This is a genomic window from Pseudoalteromonas marina, assembly GCF_000238335.3.
GTDB classification, from domain to species: Bacteria; Pseudomonadota; Gammaproteobacteria; order Enterobacterales; family Alteromonadaceae; genus Pseudoalteromonas; species Pseudoalteromonas marina.
The window spans coordinates 376,621-401,981 of record NZ_AHCB03000007.1 but is presented as its reverse complement, the minus strand read 5'-3'; the positions used below and the strand labels follow the sequence as shown (position 1 = coordinate 401,981).

The following is a 25,361-nucleotide window of genomic DNA, read 5'->3' as shown; positions in this document are numbered from 1 at the left end:
AGATGCATTTACTATACTTTTAATCTCTAACATAGATTAGACTGAAAAGATTAGCTTTAATTTTGCACAAACTTATAGGTGAATTCTATTGAACGTGTCTGACACCCCGTCGTTAACACCTACGTTGACACAATATGTTGCTAGGCAACCAATATTTGATGCTGACAAAGCTGTGTTTGCTTATGAGTTGCTTTACCGAAACTCCGCAAATAATGCGTTTCCTGTAGGCACTAGCGATGAGCACGCGACCAGCCGTTTGTTTTTTAATACCTTAATGTTAGTTGGCGCAGAAAAGCTTACAGCTCACCAACTTGCTTTTGTAAATCTTTCTACAGACGCCTTACTGGATGAATTCCCTAAACTATTAAACCCTGAACATACTGTAATTGAAATTGTTGAGCGCACGGTAAACATTGCAGCGGTTGCTAGTCGTATTAAAGCGCTGAAAGGTCAGGGTTATGTATTTGCACTGGACGATTATGACGGCGATGAAAAATGGGAGCCGTTACTCGCCCTTGTTAGTTATATAAAAATTGAGGCTGAAGAGCCTATTATTAAAACTAACATACGGGTTAAAAAGCTTAAACGAAGCTACCCTCATTGCAAAATAATAGTAGAGCGAATAGAAACTTACGATCAGTTTATAAACTTACGCGATGCAGGCTGTGATTATTTTCAGGGATTCTTTTTTGCTCGCCCAGAAATGCTAACTTACAGTGGGGTCGATCCTTCAAAAGTTACCGTTTTCGAACTCCTTAAAGCAATAGCAAAAGAATCGTTATGCTTTGAAGAAATTCATCAGCGTGTAGCTAAAGATGTAGGAATAACGGCGCGAATTTTACGTTTGGCAAATGCACGTTCTAATAATAGTAATTTAGTTATTACGTCCATATCGCAAGCTGTTGTTTATTTAGGTGAGGACGTAATTCGTCAATTTGTGCGTGTATTAGCTGTTAGCGATTTAGGAATAGATAAACCAACAGAGTTGACTAAATTTGCTCTTGTACGCGCTCGGTTAATAGAGCTTATATTAGCTGAAACAAACAAAAATTTATCTCAGCAAGGTTACTTAGTGGGTTTGTTTTCGATGCTTGATGCGATATTAGATATTGAGCTAGCAACTATTGTAAAAGAGTTTACGCTAGATAAAAGCATAACAGATGCTTTGCTACTGCAAACCGGTTTGCTGGGTGATTGCTTATTACTGGCAAAAGCGATTGAAACTAAAAACTGGGCAGTGGTTGAAACACAACTTAAGTTGGTTAACCCAGAGATAGAAATAGAAAAAATATACAGCTTTATATTAGAGTCAATGCTTTATAGTGATGATGTAATAGAAGTTATGAGCGAATAAGTATGCGTAATTTTTTATCTGTTGTAAGTGTAGTTATTGCTTTATGTTTGTTATTTCCGGGTATTACAAAACCCGTGTTAACAATTGAAGGGAATATTGATAAATCAAAACTTGCTCAAGCGGGGATTGAAATGTTAGCTGAAGAGGGCGATGGCCGAACGCGCAGCATGCTAATGATGTTTTCAAACATGTTGGGCCTGGATAAGTTAGACGGTGAGATTAGCGCTTATAGCAAAACGCAAAGTATTTACGGCACTATCACAGACCTAGCAAATAATAATAATTTACTTGTGGCTGCCTTGGTTGGTCTTTTTTCAGTTGTGGTGCCAAGCTTAAAGCTATTATTACAGCTACTGTATTGCTGCTTACCAGTGAATAGACTTAAGCAAGTATGTGGCAATATTGTTTGTGCACTCAGCAAATGGAGTATGGTTGATGTATTTGTAATAGCATTAATTGTTACGTATTTAGCGGGCAATGCACACGGTAAAAGTGGTGAATTGCTTGTTATGAATGCACAATTTGGTGAAGGGTTTTGGTATTTTAGTGGCTATTGTATATTTACAGTAATTGGCAGTTATTTAATTAAACCCCAAACCAAACTACAAAACATGCCCTAAATTATTTGTAGTCGTTTATAAGTTACTTTAAAATCCCCTTTTTTGATTGAGGTACTATTTTGCAACGCTTGTACACTATTTTACTTACGCTTACTTTACTGCTCACGTTTGTGGGTCAGTCGTTTGCGTCTATAGCAAGTGAATGTGAAATGCCTCATCAGTCTAACGTTCACGTTAACATGCATTTAGACAAAAGTAGTGCAGAGAATAACAGCGCTCACCATTCCATGATGCAAATGGATTGCTGCGATGAGGAAGCGACTGCTCAAAATGAATGCAGTTGTCCCGTTAATGGCTGTACCGCTAACTCAATGCTCAATGTTGATATTCTAATGATTATTGCAGTTATGAGTACTGAAAAAGTTAATACATGCGAATCGCGTGCTCAAACAACCTCTCCCAAATCACTTTACCGACCTCCAATGTTTGCTTAAATAGCAGGATAGGTGTGTCTAAATTTTATGGAACCTCAAGCTGATTTTTATCTTTTGAAAACGTGATTAGTTTTCGTATTAGGTGCGGCTGATATAAACACCTTTCTTGCCAATTTAAAATTTTTTATTAATTTTTAAATGGAGCAAGTGATGAATTACGCTTTGAAAATAAATGCAGTGCTATGTTGTTTGACTTTGTTCAGTAGTGCGGCAAATACCCAAGAAGAAAAAACGACTGGCGCAATAGATGAGTATAGCTCTGTACGTACGCTAAACTTATCTCACGCCCTTACCTATGCACTTGCAAATGATCCGTGGTTATCGGCAAGCCGCCACCAAGAGCAAGCCATTATGGCGCAAAGTATTATGGCGGGTACTTTACCCGACCCAACACTAACGCTTGGTCTTATGAACTTACCAACAAATGGTTATGCGTTTGACCAAGAAGGGATGACTCAATTTAAAGTGAGTCTAAGCCAAAAATTTAGCCGCGGTGATAGTCTATCACTGAAACAAAAGTCGCTTTTTCAGTCGTCTAAGCAATATCCATGGCAGCGAGCTGATAGGTTGGCTCAAGTCAAAGCGATGGTTACTGAGTTTTGGTTAAATGCTTATAGGGCTCAGTACAGTATTAATTTGATTGAGAAAGACAAAGAGTTATTTACTCAGCTTATTCAAATAACTGAGGCCAGCTATGCAAGTACGCAGGGTAAAACACGCCAGCAAGATATTATTCGTGCTCAGTTAGAGCTTACCCGCTTAGAAGATAAGCTACTCATACTTGAACAGCAACTTCACAGTGCTAAAAACCGGCTAGCGCAATGGTTACCCATAACAATGTTAGTAAAATCTTTAGACGATAAATTTATACCTCCTGTGGCGCTTACTGATTTTAATAACCTTGAATTTAGTCAACTTATGCAATTACTTATGGCTCATCCAGCTATTGTTGCTATAGAGCAAAGTGTGTTGGCAAAGCAAACACAAGTGAGCTTAGCGAAACAAAGTTATAAGCCACAGATAGGGGTTAATGTGGGGTATGGCTATCGAGCAGACACCCCAATAGGCCAATCAAGAGCCGATTTACTTTCTGTGGGGGTTAGCATTGATCTCCCTTTATTTACGGATAACAGGCAAGACCAACACGTTAAATCGGCTATATCTATTACGGAGGCGACTAAAACACAAAAAAGGGTCGCTTTGCAAAAGCTCAAAGGCATGTATTTTAAAGAATATAGTCAGCTATCCCAGTTACAAAAACGAAATACGCTATATCAAAATATTTTATTAGTACAAATGGCTGAGCAATCACAAGCAACCTTGAATGCTTATACGCGTGATGACGGTGACTTTTCTGATGTTATGCAAGCACGTATTAGTGAGTTAAATGCCAAAATTGACGCGCTTAACATCCAAGTCGATCAACACATTATTATTGCACGCTTAAATTATTATATGAGTAGCTTAGACTCCCAAGTTATGGGCGAACTACGTGAGGAGCAGCCTGATGAACACTAATTTGAAACTATTCATTGCCGCTATTGTAGGGGCTGGTTTATGGGCTGCTTTTACGCAAATTATAATTGATGAAAAACCGGCCGTAAAACAACCCTTATATTGGGTGGCACCCATGGACAGCAATTATAGGCGTGACGCTCCAGGCCTCTCTCCTATGGGGATGGATTTAGTGCCCGTTTACGACGAAGTTGGTAATAGTGAAAGTGAAAAAGGAGCGATTACTATTTCGCCAGTGGTGATTAATAATTTAGGAGTGAAAACCACTAAGGTGCAGTTAAAAACACTGCAAAGTAACATCAATACAGTGGGTTATGTGCAATATAACCAAGATAAAATTACTCATATTCACCCTCGTGTAGAAGGGTGGCTTGAGGATTTATATGTAAAAGCGCAAGGCGATAAGGTAAACGCCGGCGAACCTTTGTATACCTTATATTCACCGCAGCTAGTTAATGCACAAGAAGAGTTTTTATTGGCAGTAAATAGAAATAACAATGTACTAATTCGTGCTGCAAAGGCACGTTTAGAGTCGTTAAATGTATCTGCTGAATTTATTGAGCGCTTACAAAAAAATAAGCAAATAATGCAAAATATTACCTTTTATGCGCGTCAAAGTGGGATTGTTGATGAGCTGAATGTGCGAGAAGGTTTTTATGTAAAGCCGGGTACATCTATGATGAGTATTGCTCAACTTGATGAAGTATGGGTGGAGGCGGAAATATTTGAACGTCAATCGTCGCTTATTAGTGTTGGCCTACCGGTAACCATGACCCTTGATTATTTTAAGGGAAAAATATGGCAAGGACAGGTCGATTATATTTATCCGGCGCTGGATGCTCAAAATAGAACACTCCGGGTCAGGCTCCGATTTACAAATAAAGACCTTAAGCTAAAAGCGAATATGTTTGCTCAGGTGACTATTCATACAAAAGCGAGTGAACCTCAGCTTGTAGTACCAAAAGAAGCTGTAATTCGTACGCAACATCAAAACCGCGTAGTTATAGCATTAGGCGAAGGGCGCTTTAAATCTGTTGAAGTACAAGTAGGACAAACAAGCGTTGATGAAACGATTATTTTATCAGGTGTGGTGGTAAACGATAGCGTGGTTACCTCTGCACAATTTTTAATAGATTCTGAGTCGAGTAAGCTTTCAGACTTTAAGCGAATGGAGATGCCAGCTGCTGATAGTAGTAACGATGACAACTCTCAAAGTGCAACCGTAAATGGCGTTATAAATACAATTGATGCAGCAAATCGAGTTGTAAATATTAGTCGTGAAGCTATTCCAAAGTGGAACCGAGGTCCAGCAACAATGAATTTTGTTCTGGCACCGCATATAGAGGTTAACTCGCTTATTAAAGGTCAAACCATTGATTTCACGTTTAGTATTATTAATGATGATTTTGTGATCACCGCTTTAAATAATATAGACGCAATAGATCACTCCTCAATGCAACATACAATGGGCGAGGAAGTAAAATGATTACTGCTGTTATTCGCTGGTCTGTTCATAACCGGTTATTGGTATTGTTGCTTACATTAATTTTAGTGGGCGGTGGTGTGTTTGCCGTTAAAAATACACCCGTAGATGCCTTGCCCGATTTATCTGATGTGCAAGTTATTGTAAAAACATCGTATCCAGGGCAAGCACCACAAGTGGTTCAAGACCAAGTTACTTATGTGCTTACTACTGCTATGTTATCGGTGCCAGGGGCAAAAACCGTAAGAGGCTTTTCATTTTTTGGCGACTCGTATGTTTATATTATTTTTGATGACAGCACTGATTTGTACTGGGCGCGTAGCCGAGTGCAAGAATACCTAACCCAAGCTGCAAACCGTCTGCCTGAAGGTGCAACGCCAGAGCTTGGACCTGATGCAACGGGTGTTGGTTGGGTTTACCTATATGCCCTCATTGATAACACAAATACGCTTGATATTAGCCAATTGCGAGACTTACAAGATTGGTTTTTAAAGTTTGAATTACAAACTGTGCCGGGTGTTTCTGAAGTAGCCTCTGTAGGGGGAATGGTTAAGCAGTATCAAGTAAATGTAGATCCTAATAAGCTGCGTGCTTACGGCATTCCGTTGAGTCTTATTCAAACTGCAATACAGCAAGGAAACCAAGAAACAGGCGCCTCTGTTATTGAAATGGCCGAAGCTGAATACATGGTTACCAGCACAGGGTACATAAAAAGTGTTGCCGATTTAGAGGCTATTCCATTAGGTACTAATGCAAATGGCACGGCTTTGCAGTTACGTGATGTCGCAAATATTCGCCTAGGCCCACAAATGCGCCGTGGCGTGAGTGATCTTAACGGTGAAGGCGAAGCTACCGGTGGTATTGTTGTTATGCGCTACGGCGAAAATGCACAAAAAACCATTGAACTGGTTAAGGCTAAACTCGAATCGCTTAAAAAAGGATTACCAGAGGGCGTTGAGATTACTCCTGTTTACGATCGTTCAAACTTAATTAACAACGCAATAAGTAATCTGACAAGCAAACTTGTTGAAGAGCTGATTGTTGTAGCGCTTGTGTGTGTTGTGTTTTTGTTTCATGTGCGCTCATCTTTGGTGGCTATTATTACCTTACCGCTGGGTATTTTAACGGCGTTTATTGTGATGTATTGGCAAGGAATTAACGCTAATATTATGTCTTTAGGCGGGATTGCGATTGCCATAGGGGCAATGACCGATGGCGCCATCGTAATGATTGAAAATATGCATAAGCATATGGAAAAAACGCCTCTGACTGATCAAAACCGTTGGGAAGTCGTTATTAAAGCGACAAGCGAAGTAGGTCCTGCGCTGTTTTTTAGTTTATTAATTATTACCGTGAGTTTTTTGCCTGTATTTATTTTAGAGGCGCAAGAAGGGCGAATGTTCTCACCTCTTGCTTACACTAAAACATATGCAATGGCGGCCTCAGCAGGGTTAGCGATCACTCTAGTGCCTGTATTGATGGGTTATTTTATAAGAGGTAAGGTAATACCTGAAAATAAAAATCCCGTAAATAGATTGCTTGTAGCGGCTTATCGGCCTTTGCTCGGGTGGGTGCTTAATTTTCCAAAAACGACCTTAATATTTGCCTTAGTTATGACCTTGGTAGGTTTTTACCCACTTAACAAAATAGGTAGCGAGTTTATTCCGCCACTTGATGAGGGTGATTTAATGTATATGCCCACTACATACCCAAGTATATCAATAGCTAAAGCTCGAGAGATTTTGCAGCAAACAGATAAATTAATCGCAACCGTGCCAGAGGTTAAAACAGTTTTTGGTAAAGTCGGGCGAGCTGAAACAGCCACCGATCCCGCGCCACTGACAATGATTGAAACGTTTATTCAATTAAAGCCCAAAGACGAGTGGCGAGAGGGAATGACTCTTGAAAAACTCAAAGCCGAACTTGATGCATTAGTCACGTTTCCTGGTTTAACTAATGCGTGGGTTATGCCAATTAAAACACGCATAGACATGTTGGCAACCGGTATTAAAACACCAATAGGTATTAAAGTGGCAGGTCCACAGTTAAGTGAAATTCAAAAAATTGGTGAGCAAATAGAAACGCTACTTGCTGATATTCAAGGCACTGTATCTGTTTACTCTGAACGCGTGGCTGGTGGGCGCTACGTAAAAATTGATATAAACCGTGAAAAAGCAGCGCGTTATAATTTAAACATAAGCGATATACAGCAAGTTATAGCAACGGCAGTTGGTGGTAAAAATGTAACCCAAACAATAGAAGGGCAGGCTCGTTATTCGGTTAACGTGCGTTATCCGCAAGTTTTTAGGGATTCACCTGACGCCCTTATGTTAATGCCCATTGTGACGCCACAAGGACAGCATATTGCACTTGGAGATGTCGCTAATGTATTTATTGAAAATGGCCCGTCTGGCATTAAAAGTGAAAATGCACGTTTAAATGGTTGGGTTTATATTGATATAGATGGCGTAGACATTGGTAGCTATGTTGAAAGCGCGAGAGCCGTGCTCGATGAGCGTTTGATACTGCCATCGGGGTATTCTATTTCATGGGCTGGTCAGTATGAATATATGCAGCGTGCAAAAGAGAAGCTCACCTACGTAGTGCCTCTCACTTTGGCCATTATTGTTGTGCTGCTCTATCTTAATTTTAAAAGCTTTGCTGAAGTAACTATTATTATGTGCACACTGCCATTGGCTATGATAGGTGGTGTATGGCTAATGTACCTTCAAGGTTTTAACTTTTCAGTCGCCGTAGGGGTTGGTTTTATTGCACTGGCCGGTGTTGCCGTGGAGATTGGGGTGATTATGCTGGTTTACTTAAATCAGGCATATAAAAACATGTGCTTAACTGCTAAGCGAGCTGATAAACCACTTTCGTTAGCTCAGTTACAGCAAGCAATTATTGAAGGTGCCGGGTTACGTGTGCGTCCTGTCATGATGACGGTGGCTACTATTGTTATTGGTTTATTACCTGTGCTTTATGGAACGGGTACCGGTAGTGAAGTAATGAGCCGAATTGCAGCGCCTATGGTGGGTGGTATGATAAGCGCAATAATGTTGACCTTATTAGTTATTCCTGCGGTTTACCTGTTGTGGAGAACAAAGGCCATTAAGTAACAGTGATAGGGTAATGACTTATCATTGCCCTATAAAAATTACCTATTGTCTGTAAGTTATTCTATTAATTTGTATTTTAATTTATTTTTAAAGTGTAACCCATTGTTTTTAATTGTGGTTTTTATTGGCATGATTCAAGCAACTAGTAACTCATAAGTTAACTAAGTAAGGAATGCACATGCAAGTTAAAACAATTAAAGAGGTATACGATTGGACAGTATTATTTCATACGCAAATGGCGGCTAACTTTCATAGCGTTAAACCAATACTTGATGAGCGTAATGCCATGCTGGTGGATTATTACCTTAATTACGAAAAAAAACTCGCTGAAGATTTAGTGGGTTTTAAAGCGATTACCGAAATTAACACGCTCGACACATTTTGTTATGAGTACTTTGCCAGTAACCCCGAACTTATTACGTTTAACGATATCAGCAAAGATAAGCAGTTAGATGAAAAAGCAATTCAAGATTACTTATCGAGTCAGCATCAAAAAGTTATCGCGCTTTACGATTACCTTCTTGAGCGTGCAGAAACGCAAAATGCGCAAGAGAAGCTAGCGCAGCTACTAGAGCTTGAAAAGCAAGGGCTTAAACAAATGATGCAAAGTACAAATCGCCATATGGATATGTAATTAGCTAAAGTATACATAGCTAAAAGTAGGGTGTAATTGCACCCTACTTAATTATTTACTCTTCAAAATATTATGAGCAGTTAAGACTTATTCCTACCTTTTTTAAATAACGTTGTTCTAGTTCTAAATCTGCATTAAGTAACGTGTGTGTTTGTAAATAATTATCGTAAAATTTAATAAAAAGCCCTGTGGCATTAGCGCTAATATTCATATTAGGTTGCTGGCTAATTTGGCGTTTTTGATTAAATAAAACAGCTAAGCGTAAAATAGTAACAAGCTTAATTACATGTTGCTGCGCGATTGTTGTGAACTCTGGTAATTCATCACGTTTAATTTTTTTTCGGTAAAAGCGAATTAGCGAGCTTAAAATGAGTTGTTCTTGCTGAGTAAAGCCAGGAAGCTGGCTATTTGCCACAATGTAAGCGCTGTGTTTATTAATACCTGAAGAGTTAATAGACAAGCCAATTTCGTGTAGCTTAGCAGCCCAATTAAGAAGCGCTATGTCGTTATTATCATTTAGTTGCCACGCTTTGCTAAGGCGTTCGTATATCCAAGTAGCTGTATTAGCAACGCGTGAGGCATGGGCTTTATCTACGGTGTATCGTTCACTCAGGTTATTGATTGTATTGCTGCGAATGTCTTTATCGGCGAGTTTTTGCTGCATTTCATGAAGTAGCCCCTCTCTTAAAGAGAAGTCACTATAAGAGAGCTGATTAATTGAGAACTCTTTAAAAACAGCAATAAGAATGGCAAGTCCTCCACATAGACTCTGCTGACGCTCAGGCGTTAATCCTTCTATACTTATATTATTGATGTGTTCAGCGGCAATGCATTGCTGCTTAAGAGCCAGTAAATCGTCAATACTTACAAATGTTTGTTGCGGGTTTTGTGCGCACACCATGGTTAAAATAGATTTTATGGTGCCAGATGTACCAATTACATCTTGCCAACCTTCGTTAATGTAGTTGGCAAAAATAACTTCGATTTCTTGTTCCGCTTTTATTTCAGCTCGATTAAAACGCTTAGCCGTAATAGCTCCACCACTAAAAAACTGTTTTGTGTAGCTAACACATCCCATATTTCGGCTGGTAAGAAGCTTATGTTTGAAGTGCTTACCAATAATTAGTTCGGTACTGCCTCCGCCAATATCGATAATAAGGCGGTTCTCTTCGTTATGTACATAATGAGCCACACCTTGATAAATAAGCCGAGCTTCTTCTTGCCCTGGGATCACATCAATATGAAATGGAAATACCTTACTCGCCTGAGTTAAAAAGGCATGAATATTTTTGGCGCGCCTAAAAGTGTATGTAGCAGCTACTTTTACATTACCAGGAGGAAAGTCTTCAAGGGTGTTTGCAAACTGCTTAAGTACAAGTAGTGCACGGTCTATGGCTGCTTGGTTTAGTCTTAATTTATCGTCTAAGCCATCGGCTAAATAAACACGCTGTTTCTCTTTATGCAGAATTTGTAATGTGCCATCCACTTCGCGCGCAACGACCAAGTGAAAGCTATTCGAACCTAGATCGACGGCCGCTATTGATGGGTGATCATTCATTATTATAATTACTCTCCCATTTTTTTAAGTGATCGTATATTGCTATTTGTGAGCGAATTTTTTTTCTGTTACCGCGCCTAACATAGGTATTTTTTTGCTCGCTATCGATTAGCCGAGCTTTTGTGCGGTCTTTAAATTGTAGCTCTAAAATGTCCAGAATGAGCTGTTTTAATTTATTATTTAAAATGGGCACTCCCACTTCAACGCGTTGATCAAGATTGCGAGTCATCCAATCAGCGGAAGAAATATACACCTTTTCATTGCCATTATTGCCAAATACCATTACGCGAGGATGCTCTAAAAAGCGATCAACAATACTGATCACTTTTATGTTTTCGCTAAAGTGAGCCACCCCCGGTATTAATGAGCACATACCACGTACAATAATTCGGATTTTTACTCCACGACGACCGGCATAATAAAGTTTATCTACAAGTTGTTTATCAACTAAGTTATTTACTTTAATTGTAATTTTTCCTGTGAAACCATCTTCAACATGCTGAATCTCTTTATCAATTAAATCCAATAAAGTGTCGCGAGCATTAATAGGGGAGAGCATTAAATATTCAAAATTAAAAGGCTTGTAGCTGCTTTCTATAAACTTAAATACGCTATCGCATTCTTCACAAATACCGTTATGTTTTGTGAAAAGGCTAAAGTCAGTGTAGATTTTAGCTGTTTTTTCGTGAAAGTTTCCGGTACCAATATGGGCGTATTTAACTATTTTGTTTTTTTCTTTACGGTGAATAACACACAGTTTGCTGTGCACTTTTAGGGCTGGAATACCAAAAATAACTTTTATTCCTGCACTGCTAAGAACTTTAGCCCATTCAATATTGTTCTGCTCATCAAAGCGTGCTTTAAGCTCAACCATTACCGTGACACTTTTGCCATTTTTAGCGGCATTGATGAGTAAAGAAATAAGCCGAGACTTACTCGCCACTCGATAAATATTTACTTTAATCTGCGTCACCATAGGATCAAATGCGGCTTGGCGAACATACTCCAGTAAATGATTAAATGTGTGATATGGGTAGTAGAGCAGTATGTCTTGCTCGCTTATTGCGTCAAATACGCTGCTGTGTTTGTTAAAAGCTGTGCTTTGTATTGCTGGAAGTGTTTTGTTTTCAAGGTATTGACGACCGACATTCGGAAAAGCAATAAAATCTCTAAAGTTACGGTATCGACCCGCGGGTATCAGCGCATCATGATGACTCACGTTTAAACGTTTTTTCATCACTTTTAACATACTTTCTGGCATGCTCTCGTCGTAAACAAGGCGCACAGGCTCTGCATAAATACGTTGTTTAAGACCCTTAGACATTTTATCGAGCAGTCCTTCTTCTAGCTCATCGTCTAAATTGTATTCTGCATCTCGTGTGAGTTTTATTGCATGACCTTGAATTTTATCAAAGTGAAAAAAGTTACTAAAAACATCATTTAAAAAGTAAGAAATAACGTCATCAAGCATAACAATGGTTTTACGACGACGTGTCTTTTCAGGCGGTAATATAATAAAACGGGGTACTCGGTCTGTGGGGACTTCAAGCATAGCGTAGTGGCTTTTTTCGTCACTCATTTCAATAAACAAGTAAGTCATTGTGTCGTTTATATAGTCTGAGTAATCTTTATTTTCATTAAGTAAAATGGGTGATATATGCTGTAAAACCTTGTCATGAAAATACGCTTTAAGCCAATTAAGATGAAAGTCTGTTAATTTTTCGGGGCGATCTACATGGATATTATGAGTGGTTAAATCGTTTAAAATTTGTTGGTGTATTAGGTTAAATTTTTTGCCTAGCTGCAAAACTTTTTGTTGAATTTGACTTAATAAAGCTTCGTCTTCTTCAAAATTAGCATCGGGAAGTTTGTTTAATAAAATACGGCGTTTAACATCGGCAACACGCACCCTAAAAAATTCATCAAGGTTATTAGAAAAAATCCCCAAAAACCGCATGCGTTCAATTATTGGATTATTTTTGTCTTTAGCCTCTTGTAGAACGCGCTCGTTGAATGACAGCCAACTAAGCTCTTTAGCAAAGTATTCAACGGTTTGAGTATGTTCTATGTGGGCATTCATATTATATTCCATTATCTAACGCTGAGTTAAATATAGAACAATTTAATGACATTAAAATGACATGCGTGTCACTTGTATGACACGCAATAAAAATTATGCTTCTTCTGTGTCTACTATTAAGTCGCTGGTTATTGACTCAAGCGCATCAATTACTTCGTCTTTATCCATTCCGTTAGGTAAGGTAACGGTTGCAACAGCGCTAAAAATAGGGACTCCCCAATTAGGTGCGCTTTGTTGTCTAGAATTTAAATGAGTAATACTTGCTCCTTTGTGTCGTATTACGCTCGCGAGCTCTTGGACAATACCAGGGCGATCGTTTCCTGTGATCACTAAATTGATTTGTTCACGTGGTGAAGGTTCAATTTCAGTATTGCCAGCTTCAATACGCACTTCAAGTTTTGGTAAAGCGGTAAGCGCGTTTTGCAGTTCCTGAAAATGCTCTTCAGCAACTTCTAACTGAATAATCCCTGCAAAATGACCTAATAAATGGCTAAGGTTACTACATAACCAGTTGCCATGATTTTTTAAAACTACTGATGAAATATCTTCTACTAAGCCTGGACGATCCTTTCCTAAAATAGTTATTACCAACTGTTTCATAAATTGTGCCTCTTTTTAAGCCCGAAGAATGTAAATGCGTAGGCATTAAATAAAATATGTTTTGATGCTGACGCGCTTTTATAGGTTAATGATTTTATTATGTTAATAATTAATTTAACGTGAATGAAAGAAAGGTAAGCGCATCCCTTAATTTACCATTTGAGTATTAACCTCGTTAAATGCTTTGTCCAATTATTTTTGTTATTTAGTTCCCTTCTAAATGACTAATCTAACGCTTAATTAATACAATAACTTATGCCACCTTAGATATACCTTTAATTAGAGTGCTTATTATGACCGTTGTAACATTACTGTCATCTTGATGAAATATAATTTATAGAACGTTAAGATTTAAAGGTGTTTTGATGACTTCCAATCCGAATAAACCGTCTTTTAATACGGATCGAAGCCGTCTATTTAAAGACAGGTTTGCCAAATTTGGCATAACCGCCGGTGGAGTAATGGTATTAATAGCGCTGTTGTTAATATTTTTCTACCTTCTTTATGTAGTACAGCCAATTTTTGAGTCGGCTAAAGTTGAAAAGCGTGACAGCTTCACAGTAAGTAACGCAGATCAAATAGTTGGCTTAGGTGTTGAAGAGCAAACCGAAGTTGCTTATTTACTAAGCCAACAAGGCCAAGTTGACTTTTACAATGTAGAAAAAGCAAGTTTTGGTAAAAAACTCAAGACGCTTAATGTTGCTCTTCCAAGCGAAGTAACAAGCTTTGCAACGAGTGCACCGTTTCAGGGCCAATACGCCTATGGTTTAGAAAACGGCACTGTAATGGTGGTTGTACCTAAATTTTTAGTTACCTTTCCAAATAACGAACGCAAATTAACGCCACGCGTTGATTACCCGCTTGGTGAAATGGCGTTAGAAGTTGATGCTCAAGGCGCTGCTATCAAGCGTTTTGCGTTTACTCACTATGAAGATAAAACGGCGGTTGTTGCATTAACCGCAGATAAGCGCGTTTTGTTTAGCAGCTTTGTTGCTGAAGAAAACATGTTTACAGGTGAAGTAGAGTGGGTTGTTGAGCGAACAGAGCTTGATGTTGAAGGTCGTGTAGATGAGCTTTTAATTTCGCCAGATACAACACGTACGTTTATTCGTTCAGCTAATCAAATTTACGTTTATGATACGCGCTATCCGAGTGAAGTAGAGCAAATCCAGTTATTATCGGCTAATGAAGAAAACGCTAATATAGTGTCTGCTCAGTTACTTGCGGGTGCAAACTCATTAATGCTTGCTAACGATAACGGTGAAGTGTCGCAGTGGTTTGAAGTAAACACAGATGCTGGTCGTCAGTTCCAAAAAATTCGTGCGTTTGAAACAACCAAACAAAGCAAATTAAATATTTTTACAGAATTTTATCGTCGTACTTTTTTCACTACCAGCAGTAATGGTGAGCTTGGTGTTTACTACACAACAAGCGAAGCTAAGCTGTGGCAGGGTAAAGTAAGTGAAGGCGAAATTAAACACTTTGCAATTGCTCCACGTTCAAATGCTGCGTTAATTTTAGCGGATGGCAAATTAACGGTATTAGAGGTTCATAACGAACATCCTGAAGTAACATGGTCTGCGTTATGGCAAGAAGTGTGGTACGAAGGTTACCCAGAGCCTGCATACATTTGGCAGTCAACATCTGCAAGTGATGACTTTGAATCTAAATTTTCGCTAGTGCCTATTTCGTTCGGTACAATTAAAGCGGCTTTTTACGCTATGTTATTTGCAGTACCCATTGCGATTTCGTCGGCAATTTACACTGCGTACTTTATGTCGAGTGGATTACGTAAGGTTGTAAAGCCAACCGTTGAAATAATGGAAGCACTTCCTACGGTTATTTTAGGCTTTTTAGCGGGCCTTTGGTTAGCGCCTTTAATTGAAGAGCACTTACCTGCAATTGTTGGCTTACTCATTTTATTACCTATTGGTATTTTAGGTTCAGCACTTGCGTGGACGAAGTTACCAGCAAGTATTCGCCATAAAATACCTGAAGGTTCTCATTCAATTATTTTGATTCCTGTTGTATTAGTTGTTGGTTGGTTCTCGTTCGCAATGAGCGAAACAGTAGAGCTGTGGATGTTTGACGGTAATGTACGCCAGTATCTAACAAACGAGTTGGGCATGACATTCGACCAACGTAATTCATTGGTAGTAGGTATAGCAATGGGTTTTGCAGTGGTTCCAACTATTTTCTCTATTGCGGAAGACGCCGTATTTAGTGTACCTAAGCACTTATCAAATGGTTCATTAGCACTAGGGGCTACTCAATGGCAAACACTCGTACGTGTTGTGCTATTAACTGCAAGCCCAGGTATATTCTCTGCGGTAATGATGGGTCTAGGCCGTGCCGTGGGCGAAACCATGATTGTACTCATGGCAACAGGTAACACACCGATTATGGACTGGAGTATTTTCCAAGGCATGAGAACGCTGGCAGCTAATATTGCGGTAGAAATGCCTGAATCAGAAGTAGGTAGCTCGCATTACAGAATATTGTTTTTAGCCGCCTTTGTACTATTCATATTCACCTTTGTATTTAACACGTTAGCTGAGTTTGTTCGTCAGCAGTTACGTGAAAAATACAGCTCAATGTAAGTGGAGAGACACGACATGGTAAAGCAGTGGTTTAAGTCTGGTTCTCCTTGGATTTGGATGACCGGCGGTGCAGTGAGCATCAGCTTAATTTCGGTTTTAGGTATATTAGCGATGATAGCCTGGAAGGGATTGAGTTTTTTCTGGCCTTCTCAAGTTGTACAGTTTGAGCTTGAAGGCTCGATTGCCAAGCAAACCGTTATTGGTGAAGTTTACGACCGTGAACTCGTACCAAAAGAACGTTTGGCAGCGACAGGTGTTGATGTATCAGCATTTGATAAAGAAGAATTTGAACGTTTACTTATAAAAACAGGTAACCGTGAATACGTAGCTCTAGATTTTCGTTGGATACTTGAAACCGACATAAAAGCAAAGTCTACACCGGCTACGCTTGCAGTATTTGAACGTAGTAAAAATGGTAATTTTTACGGGTATGTAGAAGGTGTATTTAAAGACGGCAAGCCAGTAGAGGGCGATAAAGTAGAGGCTTTATATGACCTTGTTGAGCGTGCTGTAGATTTAAATGATGAAGCACTGGATTTACAAAATGGCGATATAGGTCATATCAACTATGAACTTGAGCGCTTACGCTTAAAAGAGAAAAGCTACTTACTTGATAACCAGTTAACAGATGAACGTGTTGCAGAGCTTGCAAAAACGCGTGCCGAATTACGTGCAGAGTACGGCGAACTTGAAAAAGAGTTATTTGCACTGCGTAAACAGGCAAAACGTGACCATGTTACGGTAAAAGATATGCGCGGCGAAATAGTCACGATCCCTATGTATCAAGTACTTGATGTGTGGTTTCCGAACGACATGGGCTTTTTTGCAAAGCTAGGCCACTACTTTGGTCAACTAGGCAAGTTTGTATCTGACGATCCTCGCGAAGCAAATACAGAAGGCGGTGTATTCCCTGCTATATTTGGTACTGTATTTATGGTTATGTTGATGGCTGTGATAGTAACGCCGTTTGGTGTTGTTGCTGCTATTTACTTGCACGAATACGCGGCTAAAAATGCGGTCACTAAAATGATTCGTATCGCGGTAATTAACTTAGCGGGTGTACCTTCTATTGTTTATGGTGTATTCGGCTTAGGCTTTTTTGTATATATGCTTGGTGGCAGTATCGACCAATTATTTTACCCAGAGTCTTCACCAACACCAGTATTTGGTACGCCAGGTGTAATGTGGTCTGCACTAACATTGGCAATACTAACGTTACCCGTGGTTATTGTATCTACGGAAGAGGGTTTATCACGTATTCCAAGCACTGTACGTGACGGTTCATTAGCATTGGGTGCAACTAAAGTTGAAACCCTATGGCGTATTGTAATTCCAATGGCAAGCCCTGCAATTATGACGGGGTTAATACTGGCTGTTGCACGTGCAGCAGGCGAAGTTGCGCCCCTGATGTTGGTAGGTGTTGTTAAAATGGCACCGACGTTACCATTAGACGGCAACTTTCCGTATTTTCACTTAGACAGAAAGTTCATGCACTTAGGCTTTCATATTTACGATGTTGGCTTCCAGAGCCCGAATGTTGAAGCGGCACGCCCGCTAGTATATGCAACGGCATTTTTACTTGTGTCGGTTATTATCACACTCAACATAACGGCCATTGGTATACGTAACCATTTACGTGAAAAATTCAGATCGCTTGAACACTAATTAGTAAAGATTTAATAGGTAACAAACATGATTACAGTCGCTCCAAAAGTAAACCAAGCCAATTTGGGCATGAAGTTAGATTTAGACAATTTAACAGACGAGCAAAAAGCGTTAGAGATTAAAGATCTCGATCTTTACTACGGTGATAAACAAGCGCTTAGTAAAGTGAATATGAATATTCCAAAAGGGCAAGTAACGGCGTTTATCGGCCCATCTGGTTGTGGTAAATCAACGCTATTACGTTGTATTAACCGAATGAATGACTTGGTTGATATTTGTCGAATTGAAGGTGAAATACTCCTTCATGGACAAAATATTTACGATAAAAATGTAGATGTTGCGGCGCTTCGCCGCAACGTGGGGATGGTGTTTCAGCGTCCTAACCCATTTCCAAAATCGATTTATGAAAATGTAGTCTATGGTCTACGCTTACAGGGCATTAAAGAAAAGCGTAAGTTAGACGAAGTAGTAGAGCAGTCATTACGTGGCGCTGCTTTATGGGATGAAGTAAAAGATAGACTGCATGATAGTGCATTTGGTTTATCAGGCGGTCAGCAACAGCGTTTAGTTATTGCTCGTTCTATTGCGATAGAGCCTGAGGTTTTATTACTAGATGAACCAACGTCAGCACTTGATCCAATTTCGACATTAGTTATTGAAGAACTAATTAACGATTTAAAGAATAAATTTACCGTTGTTATTGTTACGCATAACATGCAACAAGCAGCGCGAGTGTCTGACCAAACAGCCTTTATGTACATGGGTGAGCTGATTGAATACTCAGATACAAATACCTTATTTACAACACCAACAAAGAAAAAGACTGAAGATTATATTACAGGTCGTTACGGCTAAATAATTAACAGTATCGTGTTGTACAAGATTTAGAGAGAAGGTAATTATGGAACATAATATTAATAAGCATATTTCTGGTCGCTTTAATCAAGAGCTTGAAAATGTTCGTAACCATGTACTAAGCATGGGTGGGTTAGTTGAGCAGCAACTAAGTAGTGCACTTGATGCGGTAAGCACAAACGATGCAGAACTTGCAGAAAAAGTGCGTAAAAACGACTACAAAGTTAATGCTATGGAAGTGAGCATTGATGAAGAATGTACTCGTATTATTGCGCGTCGTCAGCCCGCTGCCAGCGATTTACGTTTGGTGATTGCTATTGCAAAAACTATTGCTGATTTAGAGCGTATTGGCGATGAAGCTGAGCGTATTGCAAAAGTGGCTCTCGATTCTTTCACTAAAGATCAACAAGATTTGTTAGTGAATATTGAAAATATGGGTCGTCAGGTTTTAAAAATGTTACACGATGTACTTGATGCGTTTGCACGTATGGATGTGCAACGCGCATTTGAAGTACACAAAGAAGATGCTAAAGTTGATCGTGAATATGAAGCCATAACACGTCAAATTATGACGTACATGATGGAAGATCCTCGTTCTATTCCAAAAATCATGGATTTAGTTTGGTCAGTGCGTTCATTAGAGCGAATTGGCGACCGTTGTCAGAATATTGCTGAGTACATTATCTACTTTGTAAATGGTAAAGATATTCGCCATATATCACAGGAAGATATTGAAAAATCGCTTTAAAGCTCATTAGCGCATTTTAACAAAGCGGCTATAAGCCGCTTTGTTTGTTTAGCGATAAGTTAAATAATAAAAACCGTTCACAATTGTTGTGAATACTGTAAAATCGCATGCTGCACGCATGTAATTTGATTAAAGGGTCAGTTATGCCTACAAACGCGTTTTTAGGAGTTTTTGCAAAATCTCCTTTCAAACCAATGGAAGATCACATCAAAAAAGTTCATCAAGCTAGTAAAGCTTTGATACCTTTTTTTAATCACGTTTTTAAAGAAGAGTGGACACAAGCAGAAGAGCTTCGTATCACTATTCGTAATTTAGAGCGTGAAGCCGATGACATGAAAAGAGACATACGTTTACAGTTACCACGCGGTTTATTTATGCCGGTAGAACGTACGGATCTGCTTGAGTTAGTAACCCAACAAGACAAAATTGCTAATAAAGCAAAAGACATTGCTGGGCGCGTAATCGGTCGTGAAATGACCATACCAGCAGTAATGCAAGCTGATTTCTTGGCTTACTTAACTCGTTGTGTGGATGCGACAAAACAAGCATCTAAAGCAATAAACGAGTTAGAAGAGCTATTAGAAACAGGCTTTAAAGGTCGCGAAGTGACCTTAGTAGAAAAAATGCTCGTTGAATTGGATGCAATAGAACAAGACACGGATGACATGCAAATTAAAGTACGCCGCCAACTACGTGAAGTAGAAAGTGAGCTTAACCCAGTAGATGTAATGTTTTTATACAGCATTATTGAATGGGTTGGTGAGCTTGCAGATATTGCAGAGCGCGTAGGATCACGTCTTGAGCTGATGTTAGCTCGTTAATTTAAAATCAGTTCAAACACGAAAGATTAAGGTTATACAATGGATATCATTGCATCTTACGGCACGGTATTAGTTTTAATTGCCGCAGCTGTTGGTTTTTTCATGGCTTATGGTATTGGCGCGAACGACGTTGCGAACGCCATGGGTACATCTGTAGGTTCAAAAGCATTAACAATCAAACAAGCTATTTTAATAGCTATGGTTTTTGAGTTTGCTGGTGCTTATTTGGCAGGTGGTGAAGTTACATCAACTATTCGTAAAGGAATAATTGATGCTGCACCGTTTGCGAATATTCCTGAACTGATGGTTTTAGGTATGATTGCCGCGCTATTTGCCGCGGGTTCATGGCTACTAATCGCATCATTCTTAGGTTGGCCAGTATCAACAACTCACTCTATTATTGGTGCAATCATTGGTTTTGCGCTAGTTGCAGTGGGTACAGAAGCAATCCAGTGGAATAAAGTAGGCGGTATTGTGGGAAGCTGGATCATTACACCAGCTATATCCGGCTTTATTGCGTATCTAATATTTATGAGCGCACAAAAGCTTATATTTGATACAGATGCACCATTAAAGAACGCTAAACGCTACGTACCAATCTACATGGGTTTAGCGGGTTTTATCATGGCTTTAGTTACAATCAAGAAAGGTTTAAAGCACGTTGGTATTAACCTAGGTTCTGTTGAAGGCTATGCGCTTTCAATTGGTGTTGCAGTGGTTGTTGCCATTATTGGTAAAATTGCTATCTCTCGCTTAAACATCGATCCTAAAGCTGACAAACAAATGCAATTTAATAACGTAGAAAAAGTATTTGCGGTATTAATGGTGTTAACGGCTTGTTGTATGGCATTTGCTCACGGTTCTAACGATGTTGCTAATGCAATTGGTCCACTAGCTGCTGTTGTAAATATTGTTGAAAACAACGGTGAAATTGCTAAGAAAGCAGCAATTGCATGGTGGATTCTTCCACTAGGTGGCTTTGGTATTGTTGCAGGTCTTGCCATTTTAGGTAAAAAAGTAATTAAAACAATTGGTGAAGGCATTACACATTTAACGCCTAGCCGTGGTTTTGCTGCAGAACTTGCCGCTGCTTCTACTGTTGTTATTGCATCAGGAACGGGTATGCCAATCTCTACTACTCAAACCTTAGTGGGTGCGGTACTAGGTGTAGGTATGGCACGTGGTATTGGTGCACTTAACATGAGCGTTATCAGAAACATTGTAGTTTCTTGGGTAATAACGTTGCCAGTTGGTGCTGCCCTTGCTATTGTTATCTTCTACGTACTGAGAACCGCATTTGGGGTTTAACAAAAAAGTACTAAAAGACTTTTAGCTTGAAAAGATCTCAATGCCCTAGGTATTGGGGTCTTTTTATTTGTGGAAAGAAAAAATGACCAATCTTCCAAGTATTAAACAGCTTCAGTATTTACTCGCTGTTCATCAGCATCAGCATTTTGGCCGTGCAGCCAGTGCCTGCTTTATTGGCCAGTCGACACTAAGCAGTGCCATTCAAAACCTTGAAGAAACGCTAGGTTGCCAACTTATTGAGCGTGAAAACCGAAGTCTTATGTTTACAAGCATAGGTGAAGAGGTTGTTGAGCGTTCACGAAAAATAATCAACGACACTATCAGTTTAAAAGAGCTTACAAAAAGCTTTTTAACGCCCCTTAGCGGTAAGTTAACCGTTGGCGTTATTCCTACTATTGCAAGCTTTATTGCAGCGCCTTTGTATCACTTTTGTCAGCAAACTTTTTGTGAATTAGAGTTGGTACTAATTGAGGATACCAGCGACAAATTACTGGATAAGCTAGAGCATGGGCACATTGACTTAGCGTTACTGGCATTACCGTATGCAACCGACAAGTTCCATACCCAAATTTTAGCAAAAGATCATTTTAGCTTAGTGCACCATAAAGATTATATGCCTGCAAAGGGCGTAGAAGACTTTAACCTATTACCTGATGCCAGTGTGTTTTTGCTAGAGCGAGAGCACTGTATGACGGGTCACGCGCTGAGTGCGTGCCATTTAAACCGCTCAAGCTGTATTAACCCATTTGAAGCGGCCAGCTTACATACATTACTCAGTATGGTTGAACACCAGCTCGGGGTGACCTTTTTACCACAAATGGCCATTAATGCCGGTATTTTAGAAAATAAACAGATGGTAGCCACACCGTCGCAAAGCGATGCTTACAGAGATATTGGTATTCTTTGGCGAAAAACTACAGGACGTATTCGCGATTTTAAATTGTTTAGCCAGCAGCTTGAGGTGTTTTTACAACGCCAATGTAGTTTAAATTTTAATGAGCCAAGCAATTAAAGTTAACCGCTATTAAAAAATTAAAGCAGCCTACAATGGCTGCTTTTGACGTTGAACATGGCTTTCAAATGGCTCCAGTTCAGGTAAAAAAAGTAAGTAAATCCATACCACTACATTAAAGTAGGGCACGCATCCTAATACGGTAAATACTTTGACGGGGTAACCTTTTAAACTTGAATACCTGTAACATTGGTACGCAATAATAAGGTGAATTATCAGTAATAATATAACTAGTTGCGCCATACCTTCCTCCCTAAAACCCTTGTAACTTGTAATCAACCATGTATTGACTGGGGGTTGATGTCATGTTTATACAGCGTAATCCTTTAAATTACATGACATCCTCTTTATCTGATAAAGAAAGTATAGGCAAGAAAGAAAATAATGGAAGAAAAAAGTGACGTTAAATTGTTCGAATTTGTTAGTTTTAACCTAGGCTACTGTTGGTAAATACTTTTATTTTGATAAATTTTTTCAAGCTCATCATTTATTTTTTCAACAGGAACGGGGCGAGCAATAAAGTAGCCTTGTCCGTAGTCGACACCAATGTCTCTTAAAGTAGTAAATAATTCTCTATTTTCAACGTATTCCGCAACAGAATATTTATTAAGTGAGCGGCTGATATCGTTAATAGCCTTTACTAAAGCAAGGTCTATTGGGTCATTAAGCATGTCGCGAACAAACGAGCCATCTATTTTCACATGTTGAGCAGGCAGCTGTTTTAGGTAACTAAAGGTACTAAAGCCAGTCCCAAAATCGTCTATTGAGAAGTGACACCCTAAAGAGTTAAGTTTATCAATCATCTTACGTGTAGCTTGTATGTTATTTATGCTTGCGGATTCGGTGATCTCAAAAATAATCCGTGTGGCGGGAACATTGTATTTTTCAAGGTTCGACTCAATGAGTGGTAGCAGCCGTTCATCTAAGAATGATTGTGCAGATAGATTAATAGCAACTTGGCTAAGTTGAGGGTATTTTGCAACACTGGCAATTGCATTTCTAATTACGCACTGATCCATTAAAAAGGTGTCGTTAAGCATTTCTAGAGACGGAATAAACTGATTAGGGTAAATAAGAGTGCCTTCATGCTTTAAGCGCAATAGTGCCTCAAAGTAAGCAACTTTTTCTGCTTTAAAATCCCATATAGGCTGGTAATGCAATTCAATATTATTCTGTTGAAGTGCTTGGCGGATTTCGTGTCCCCACTCAAGACCTGTTTGAAGTGTATTGTTGTGCGCATCTTCTTTTGAATAGCAATGTACTAAGTTACGGCCTAAGTTTTTTGCAATATACAAAGCAATGTCGGCTTGTTTTAAACACTCATTAGGGTCGTTATTGTTTACTGTAATTTGCGTTAAGCCGATAGAGCAGCTTATTGTGTAGCTTTGCTCGTTTGACTTAAAGGTATGCTGCTCTATGGCACTACAGACACCTTCTGCAATAAGGTGCGCATCGAGTAGGTTCATATTTTTTAGAATGACGGCAAATTCATCGCCACCAATGCGACATACTAAGTGTTCTTTTTCAATGTTGTCTTTAAACAGCTGAGCCACATCTTTTAACACCAAGTCGCCTTGATGATGACCTTGGCTATCATTAATAATTTTAAAATGATCAAGGTCAATGTAAATCAAGGCATGCTCAACATCGCTGTGAGTATGTTTGGGTTTACAAATACGACTTAGCTCTTGGTCAAAGTGGTATCGGTTGTGTAGGCCAGTTAATGGATCATGCAGCGCAAGGTGGCGTAATTGAAGTTCGGCTTGCTTACGCTCGTGAATGTTATCAATAGTGACAGTGATCGTTGCATTATTGCGTCTGTTTTTAATTAGCTGCAACCTACATTCAACCCAAATTTGGCCACCGTTTTTATGTTGGAGTTTTATTTCTATTTGCTGATGATCGTTCCCACCACCGAGTATATCGTCGATGGTTGCTTTGAGCTTTATCTGACATTCACCAGTATAAAATTGCGTTAGGCTTTTTTGCAGGCTTGTTTTAACGCCAAAACCACTTAAGGTTTCCCAAGCTGGATTTATAAAGCGAATTTTTCCTAACTGGTCGAGCTCAAGAACAACAGTATTAAGATGCAATAATATGCGCTGATGAGCTGAGAATAGCTCTTTGTATTTCACTTCGCTGACGCTTAACTGCTCTACTTTTTGAGCAAATTCAGCGTAGCTCACCATAAAGTCTTCTCGACGAGCGGCATGATCACATACTTTATTTAAAAATGAAGGTTCGTAAGGGGCGCGAATAAAATCGGTTACACCCGATAACAAAAGCTGTTCTGCATAATCTGCATCAGGGTTATCTATAATAGTAACAATGGCTTGCTTTGGGTTATGTTGTAAAATATTTTCGACAAGTAGGCTAGATTCATCTGCTTTTTCTTGTGTGGTATCAAGTAGTACGATTGAGAATTGTTGTTGGTTGTACTGGTTCAGTGCGGCTTTACACGTTGTGACATGTGTAATAGCAAAATTTAGTTTTAGTTCTTCAGTTATCGACTCCGCTTTATTTGCGTGGGGCTCTAACAAAAGTAGGTTTAGTCGACTGCTTTTTTCTAAATGTGTAGATAAAACATTAGCTAGAACTTGCGGTAGCATATCTTGGTTTTCAAACGGTAAAACAGCATCGATTCCATAACTTCGGGCGGTTGTTTCTGCAATTCGTTCGCAGTAAGTTGGGGGCATCAACAAAATAGGGGTGTTTTTAGGGGTTTTCAATAGCCCTGAGCGAATCATACGAGAAAAACGCCAACCGTCTATTTTACCCACATTTAATCCAGTGATAATAATATCAACTGGTTGTTGCTTAAGAGTTTTAAGAGCTTCCTGGCTATCATTTGCTTCAATAAAGCTAAATACGTCAAGCTTTTTTAAAGTATCTTTAATCACCCTGCGCTCAGCACGGCTTGCATTTAAAATCAGCAAATTTAATTGTTCTGCCACG

At 39.2% G+C, this 25,361-nt stretch carries 19 protein-coding genes; 14 read left to right on the top strand and 5 right to left on the bottom strand.

What is annotated here, in order from left to right; all coding sequences use genetic code 11:
- Positions 1 to 88: 88 nt before the first annotated feature.
- The 7 genes from PMAN_RS13040 to PMAN_RS13010 all read left to right on the top strand — a co-directional run bounded on the left by PMAN_RS13040 (position 89) and on the right by PMAN_RS13010 (position 9,159).
- Positions 89 to 1,354, top strand: coding sequence for an EAL and HDOD domain-containing protein (locus tag PMAN_RS13040; protein WP_010556670.1), 1,266 nt, complete (start codon positions 89 to 91; stop codon positions 1,352 to 1,354).
- Between the two features lie 2 nt (positions 1,355 to 1,356).
- Positions 1,357 to 1,974 (top strand): paraquat-inducible protein A, encoded by a 618-nt coding sequence (locus PMAN_RS13035; protein WP_010556669.1) that lies wholly within the window; start codon positions 1,357 to 1,359, stop codon positions 1,972 to 1,974.
- Between the two features lie 59 nt (positions 1,975 to 2,033).
- A complete protein-coding gene (locus PMAN_RS13030; protein WP_010556668.1) occupies positions 2,034 to 2,408 on the top strand; it encodes a hypothetical protein in 375 nt (124 codons plus the stop codon).
- A gap of 150 nt (positions 2,409 to 2,558) precedes the next feature.
- Positions 2,559 to 3,926, top strand: a complete 1,368-nt coding sequence (locus PMAN_RS13025; RefSeq protein WP_021032400.1) for a TolC family protein — start codon at positions 2,559 to 2,561, stop codon at positions 3,924 to 3,926.
- Positions 3,916 to 5,409 (top strand): efflux RND transporter periplasmic adaptor subunit, encoded by a 1,494-nt coding sequence (locus PMAN_RS13020; RefSeq protein WP_010556666.1) that lies wholly within the window; start codon positions 3,916 to 3,918, stop codon positions 5,407 to 5,409. Before PMAN_RS13025 ends, PMAN_RS13020 begins: the two co-directional genes overlap by 11 nt.
- Positions 5,406 to 8,525 (top strand): efflux RND transporter permease subunit, encoded by a 3,120-nt coding sequence (locus PMAN_RS13015; RefSeq protein ID WP_010556665.1) that lies wholly within the window; start codon positions 5,406 to 5,408, stop codon positions 8,523 to 8,525. Before PMAN_RS13020 ends, PMAN_RS13015 begins: the two co-directional genes overlap by 4 nt.
- 178 nt (positions 8,526 to 8,703) lie before the next feature.
- A complete protein-coding gene (locus PMAN_RS13010; RefSeq protein WP_006791203.1) occupies positions 8,704 to 9,159 on the top strand; it encodes a hypothetical protein in 456 nt (151 codons plus the stop codon).
- A 70-nt stretch (positions 9,160 to 9,229) separates the two neighbouring features.
- On the opposite strand, the gene PMAN_RS13005 is transcribed toward PMAN_RS13010, so the two are convergent.
- From PMAN_RS13005 to PMAN_RS12995, 3 genes are all read right to left on the bottom strand, one after another.
- Positions 9,230 to 10,717 (bottom strand): Ppx/GppA phosphatase family protein, encoded by a 1,488-nt coding sequence (locus PMAN_RS13005; RefSeq protein ID WP_010556664.1) that lies wholly within the window; start codon positions 10,715 to 10,717, stop codon positions 9,230 to 9,232.
- A complete protein-coding gene (gene ppk1 / locus PMAN_RS13000; protein WP_010556663.1) occupies positions 10,710 to 12,797 on the bottom strand; it encodes a polyphosphate kinase 1 in 2,088 nt (695 codons plus the stop codon). Before ppk1 ends, PMAN_RS13005 begins: the two co-directional genes overlap by 8 nt.
- 93 nt (positions 12,798 to 12,890) lie before the next feature.
- Positions 12,891 to 13,397: a glycine cleavage system transcriptional repressor gene (locus PMAN_RS12995; RefSeq protein WP_006791200.1), complete on the bottom strand. Its 507-nt coding sequence runs from the start codon at positions 13,395 to 13,397 to the stop codon at positions 12,891 to 12,893.
- A 365-nt stretch (positions 13,398 to 13,762) separates the two neighbouring features.
- Between PMAN_RS12995 and PMAN_RS12990 the strand changes: the two genes are divergently transcribed.
- From PMAN_RS12990 to PMAN_RS12960, 7 genes are all read left to right on the top strand, one after another.
- A complete protein-coding gene (locus PMAN_RS12990) occupies positions 13,763 to 15,997 on the top strand; it encodes an ABC transporter permease subunit (protein ID WP_006791199.1) in 2,235 nt (744 codons plus the stop codon).
- A 15-nt stretch (positions 15,998 to 16,012) separates the two neighbouring features.
- Positions 16,013 to 17,662 (top strand): phosphate ABC transporter permease PstA, encoded by a 1,650-nt coding sequence (gene pstA, locus PMAN_RS12985; RefSeq protein ID WP_010556662.1) that lies wholly within the window; start codon positions 16,013 to 16,015, stop codon positions 17,660 to 17,662.
- A gap of 27 nt (positions 17,663 to 17,689) precedes the next feature.
- Positions 17,690 to 18,517, top strand: coding sequence for a phosphate ABC transporter ATP-binding protein PstB (pstB, locus tag PMAN_RS12980; protein WP_006791197.1), 828 nt, complete (start codon positions 17,690 to 17,692; stop codon positions 18,515 to 18,517).
- Positions 18,518 to 18,563: 46 nt separating this feature from the next.
- Positions 18,564 to 19,265: a phosphate signaling complex protein PhoU gene (gene phoU / locus PMAN_RS12975; protein ID WP_006791196.1), complete on the top strand. Its 702-nt coding sequence runs from the start codon at positions 18,564 to 18,566 to the stop codon at positions 19,263 to 19,265.
- Between the two features lie 143 nt (positions 19,266 to 19,408).
- Complete coding sequence (locus tag PMAN_RS12970; protein ID WP_006791195.1) at positions 19,409 to 20,086, top strand: TIGR00153 family protein; 678 nt, start codon at positions 19,409 to 19,411, stop codon at positions 20,084 to 20,086.
- Between the two features lie 39 nt (positions 20,087 to 20,125).
- On the top strand, positions 20,126 to 21,394 hold the full coding sequence (locus PMAN_RS12965) for an inorganic phosphate transporter (RefSeq protein ID WP_010556661.1): 1,269 nt from the start codon (positions 20,126 to 20,128) through the stop codon (positions 21,392 to 21,394).
- A gap of 82 nt (positions 21,395 to 21,476) precedes the next feature.
- Positions 21,477 to 22,406 (top strand): hydrogen peroxide-inducible genes activator, encoded by a 930-nt coding sequence (locus tag PMAN_RS12960; RefSeq protein WP_006791193.1) that lies wholly within the window; start codon positions 21,477 to 21,479, stop codon positions 22,404 to 22,406.
- Positions 22,407 to 22,436: 30 nt separating this feature from the next.
- Here PMAN_RS12960 and PMAN_RS12955 read toward each other — a convergent pair whose 3' ends face one another.
- Both PMAN_RS12955 and PMAN_RS12950 read right to left on the bottom strand, forming a co-directional pair.
- Complete coding sequence (locus PMAN_RS12955; protein WP_008130474.1) at positions 22,437 to 22,649, bottom strand: hypothetical protein; 213 nt, start codon at positions 22,647 to 22,649, stop codon at positions 22,437 to 22,439.
- Between the two features lie 194 nt (positions 22,650 to 22,843).
- On the bottom strand, positions 22,844 to 25,360 hold the full coding sequence (locus PMAN_RS12950; protein WP_010556660.1) for an EAL domain-containing protein: 2,517 nt from the start codon (positions 25,358 to 25,360) through the stop codon (positions 22,844 to 22,846).
- Position 25,361: the final 1 nt, after the last annotated feature.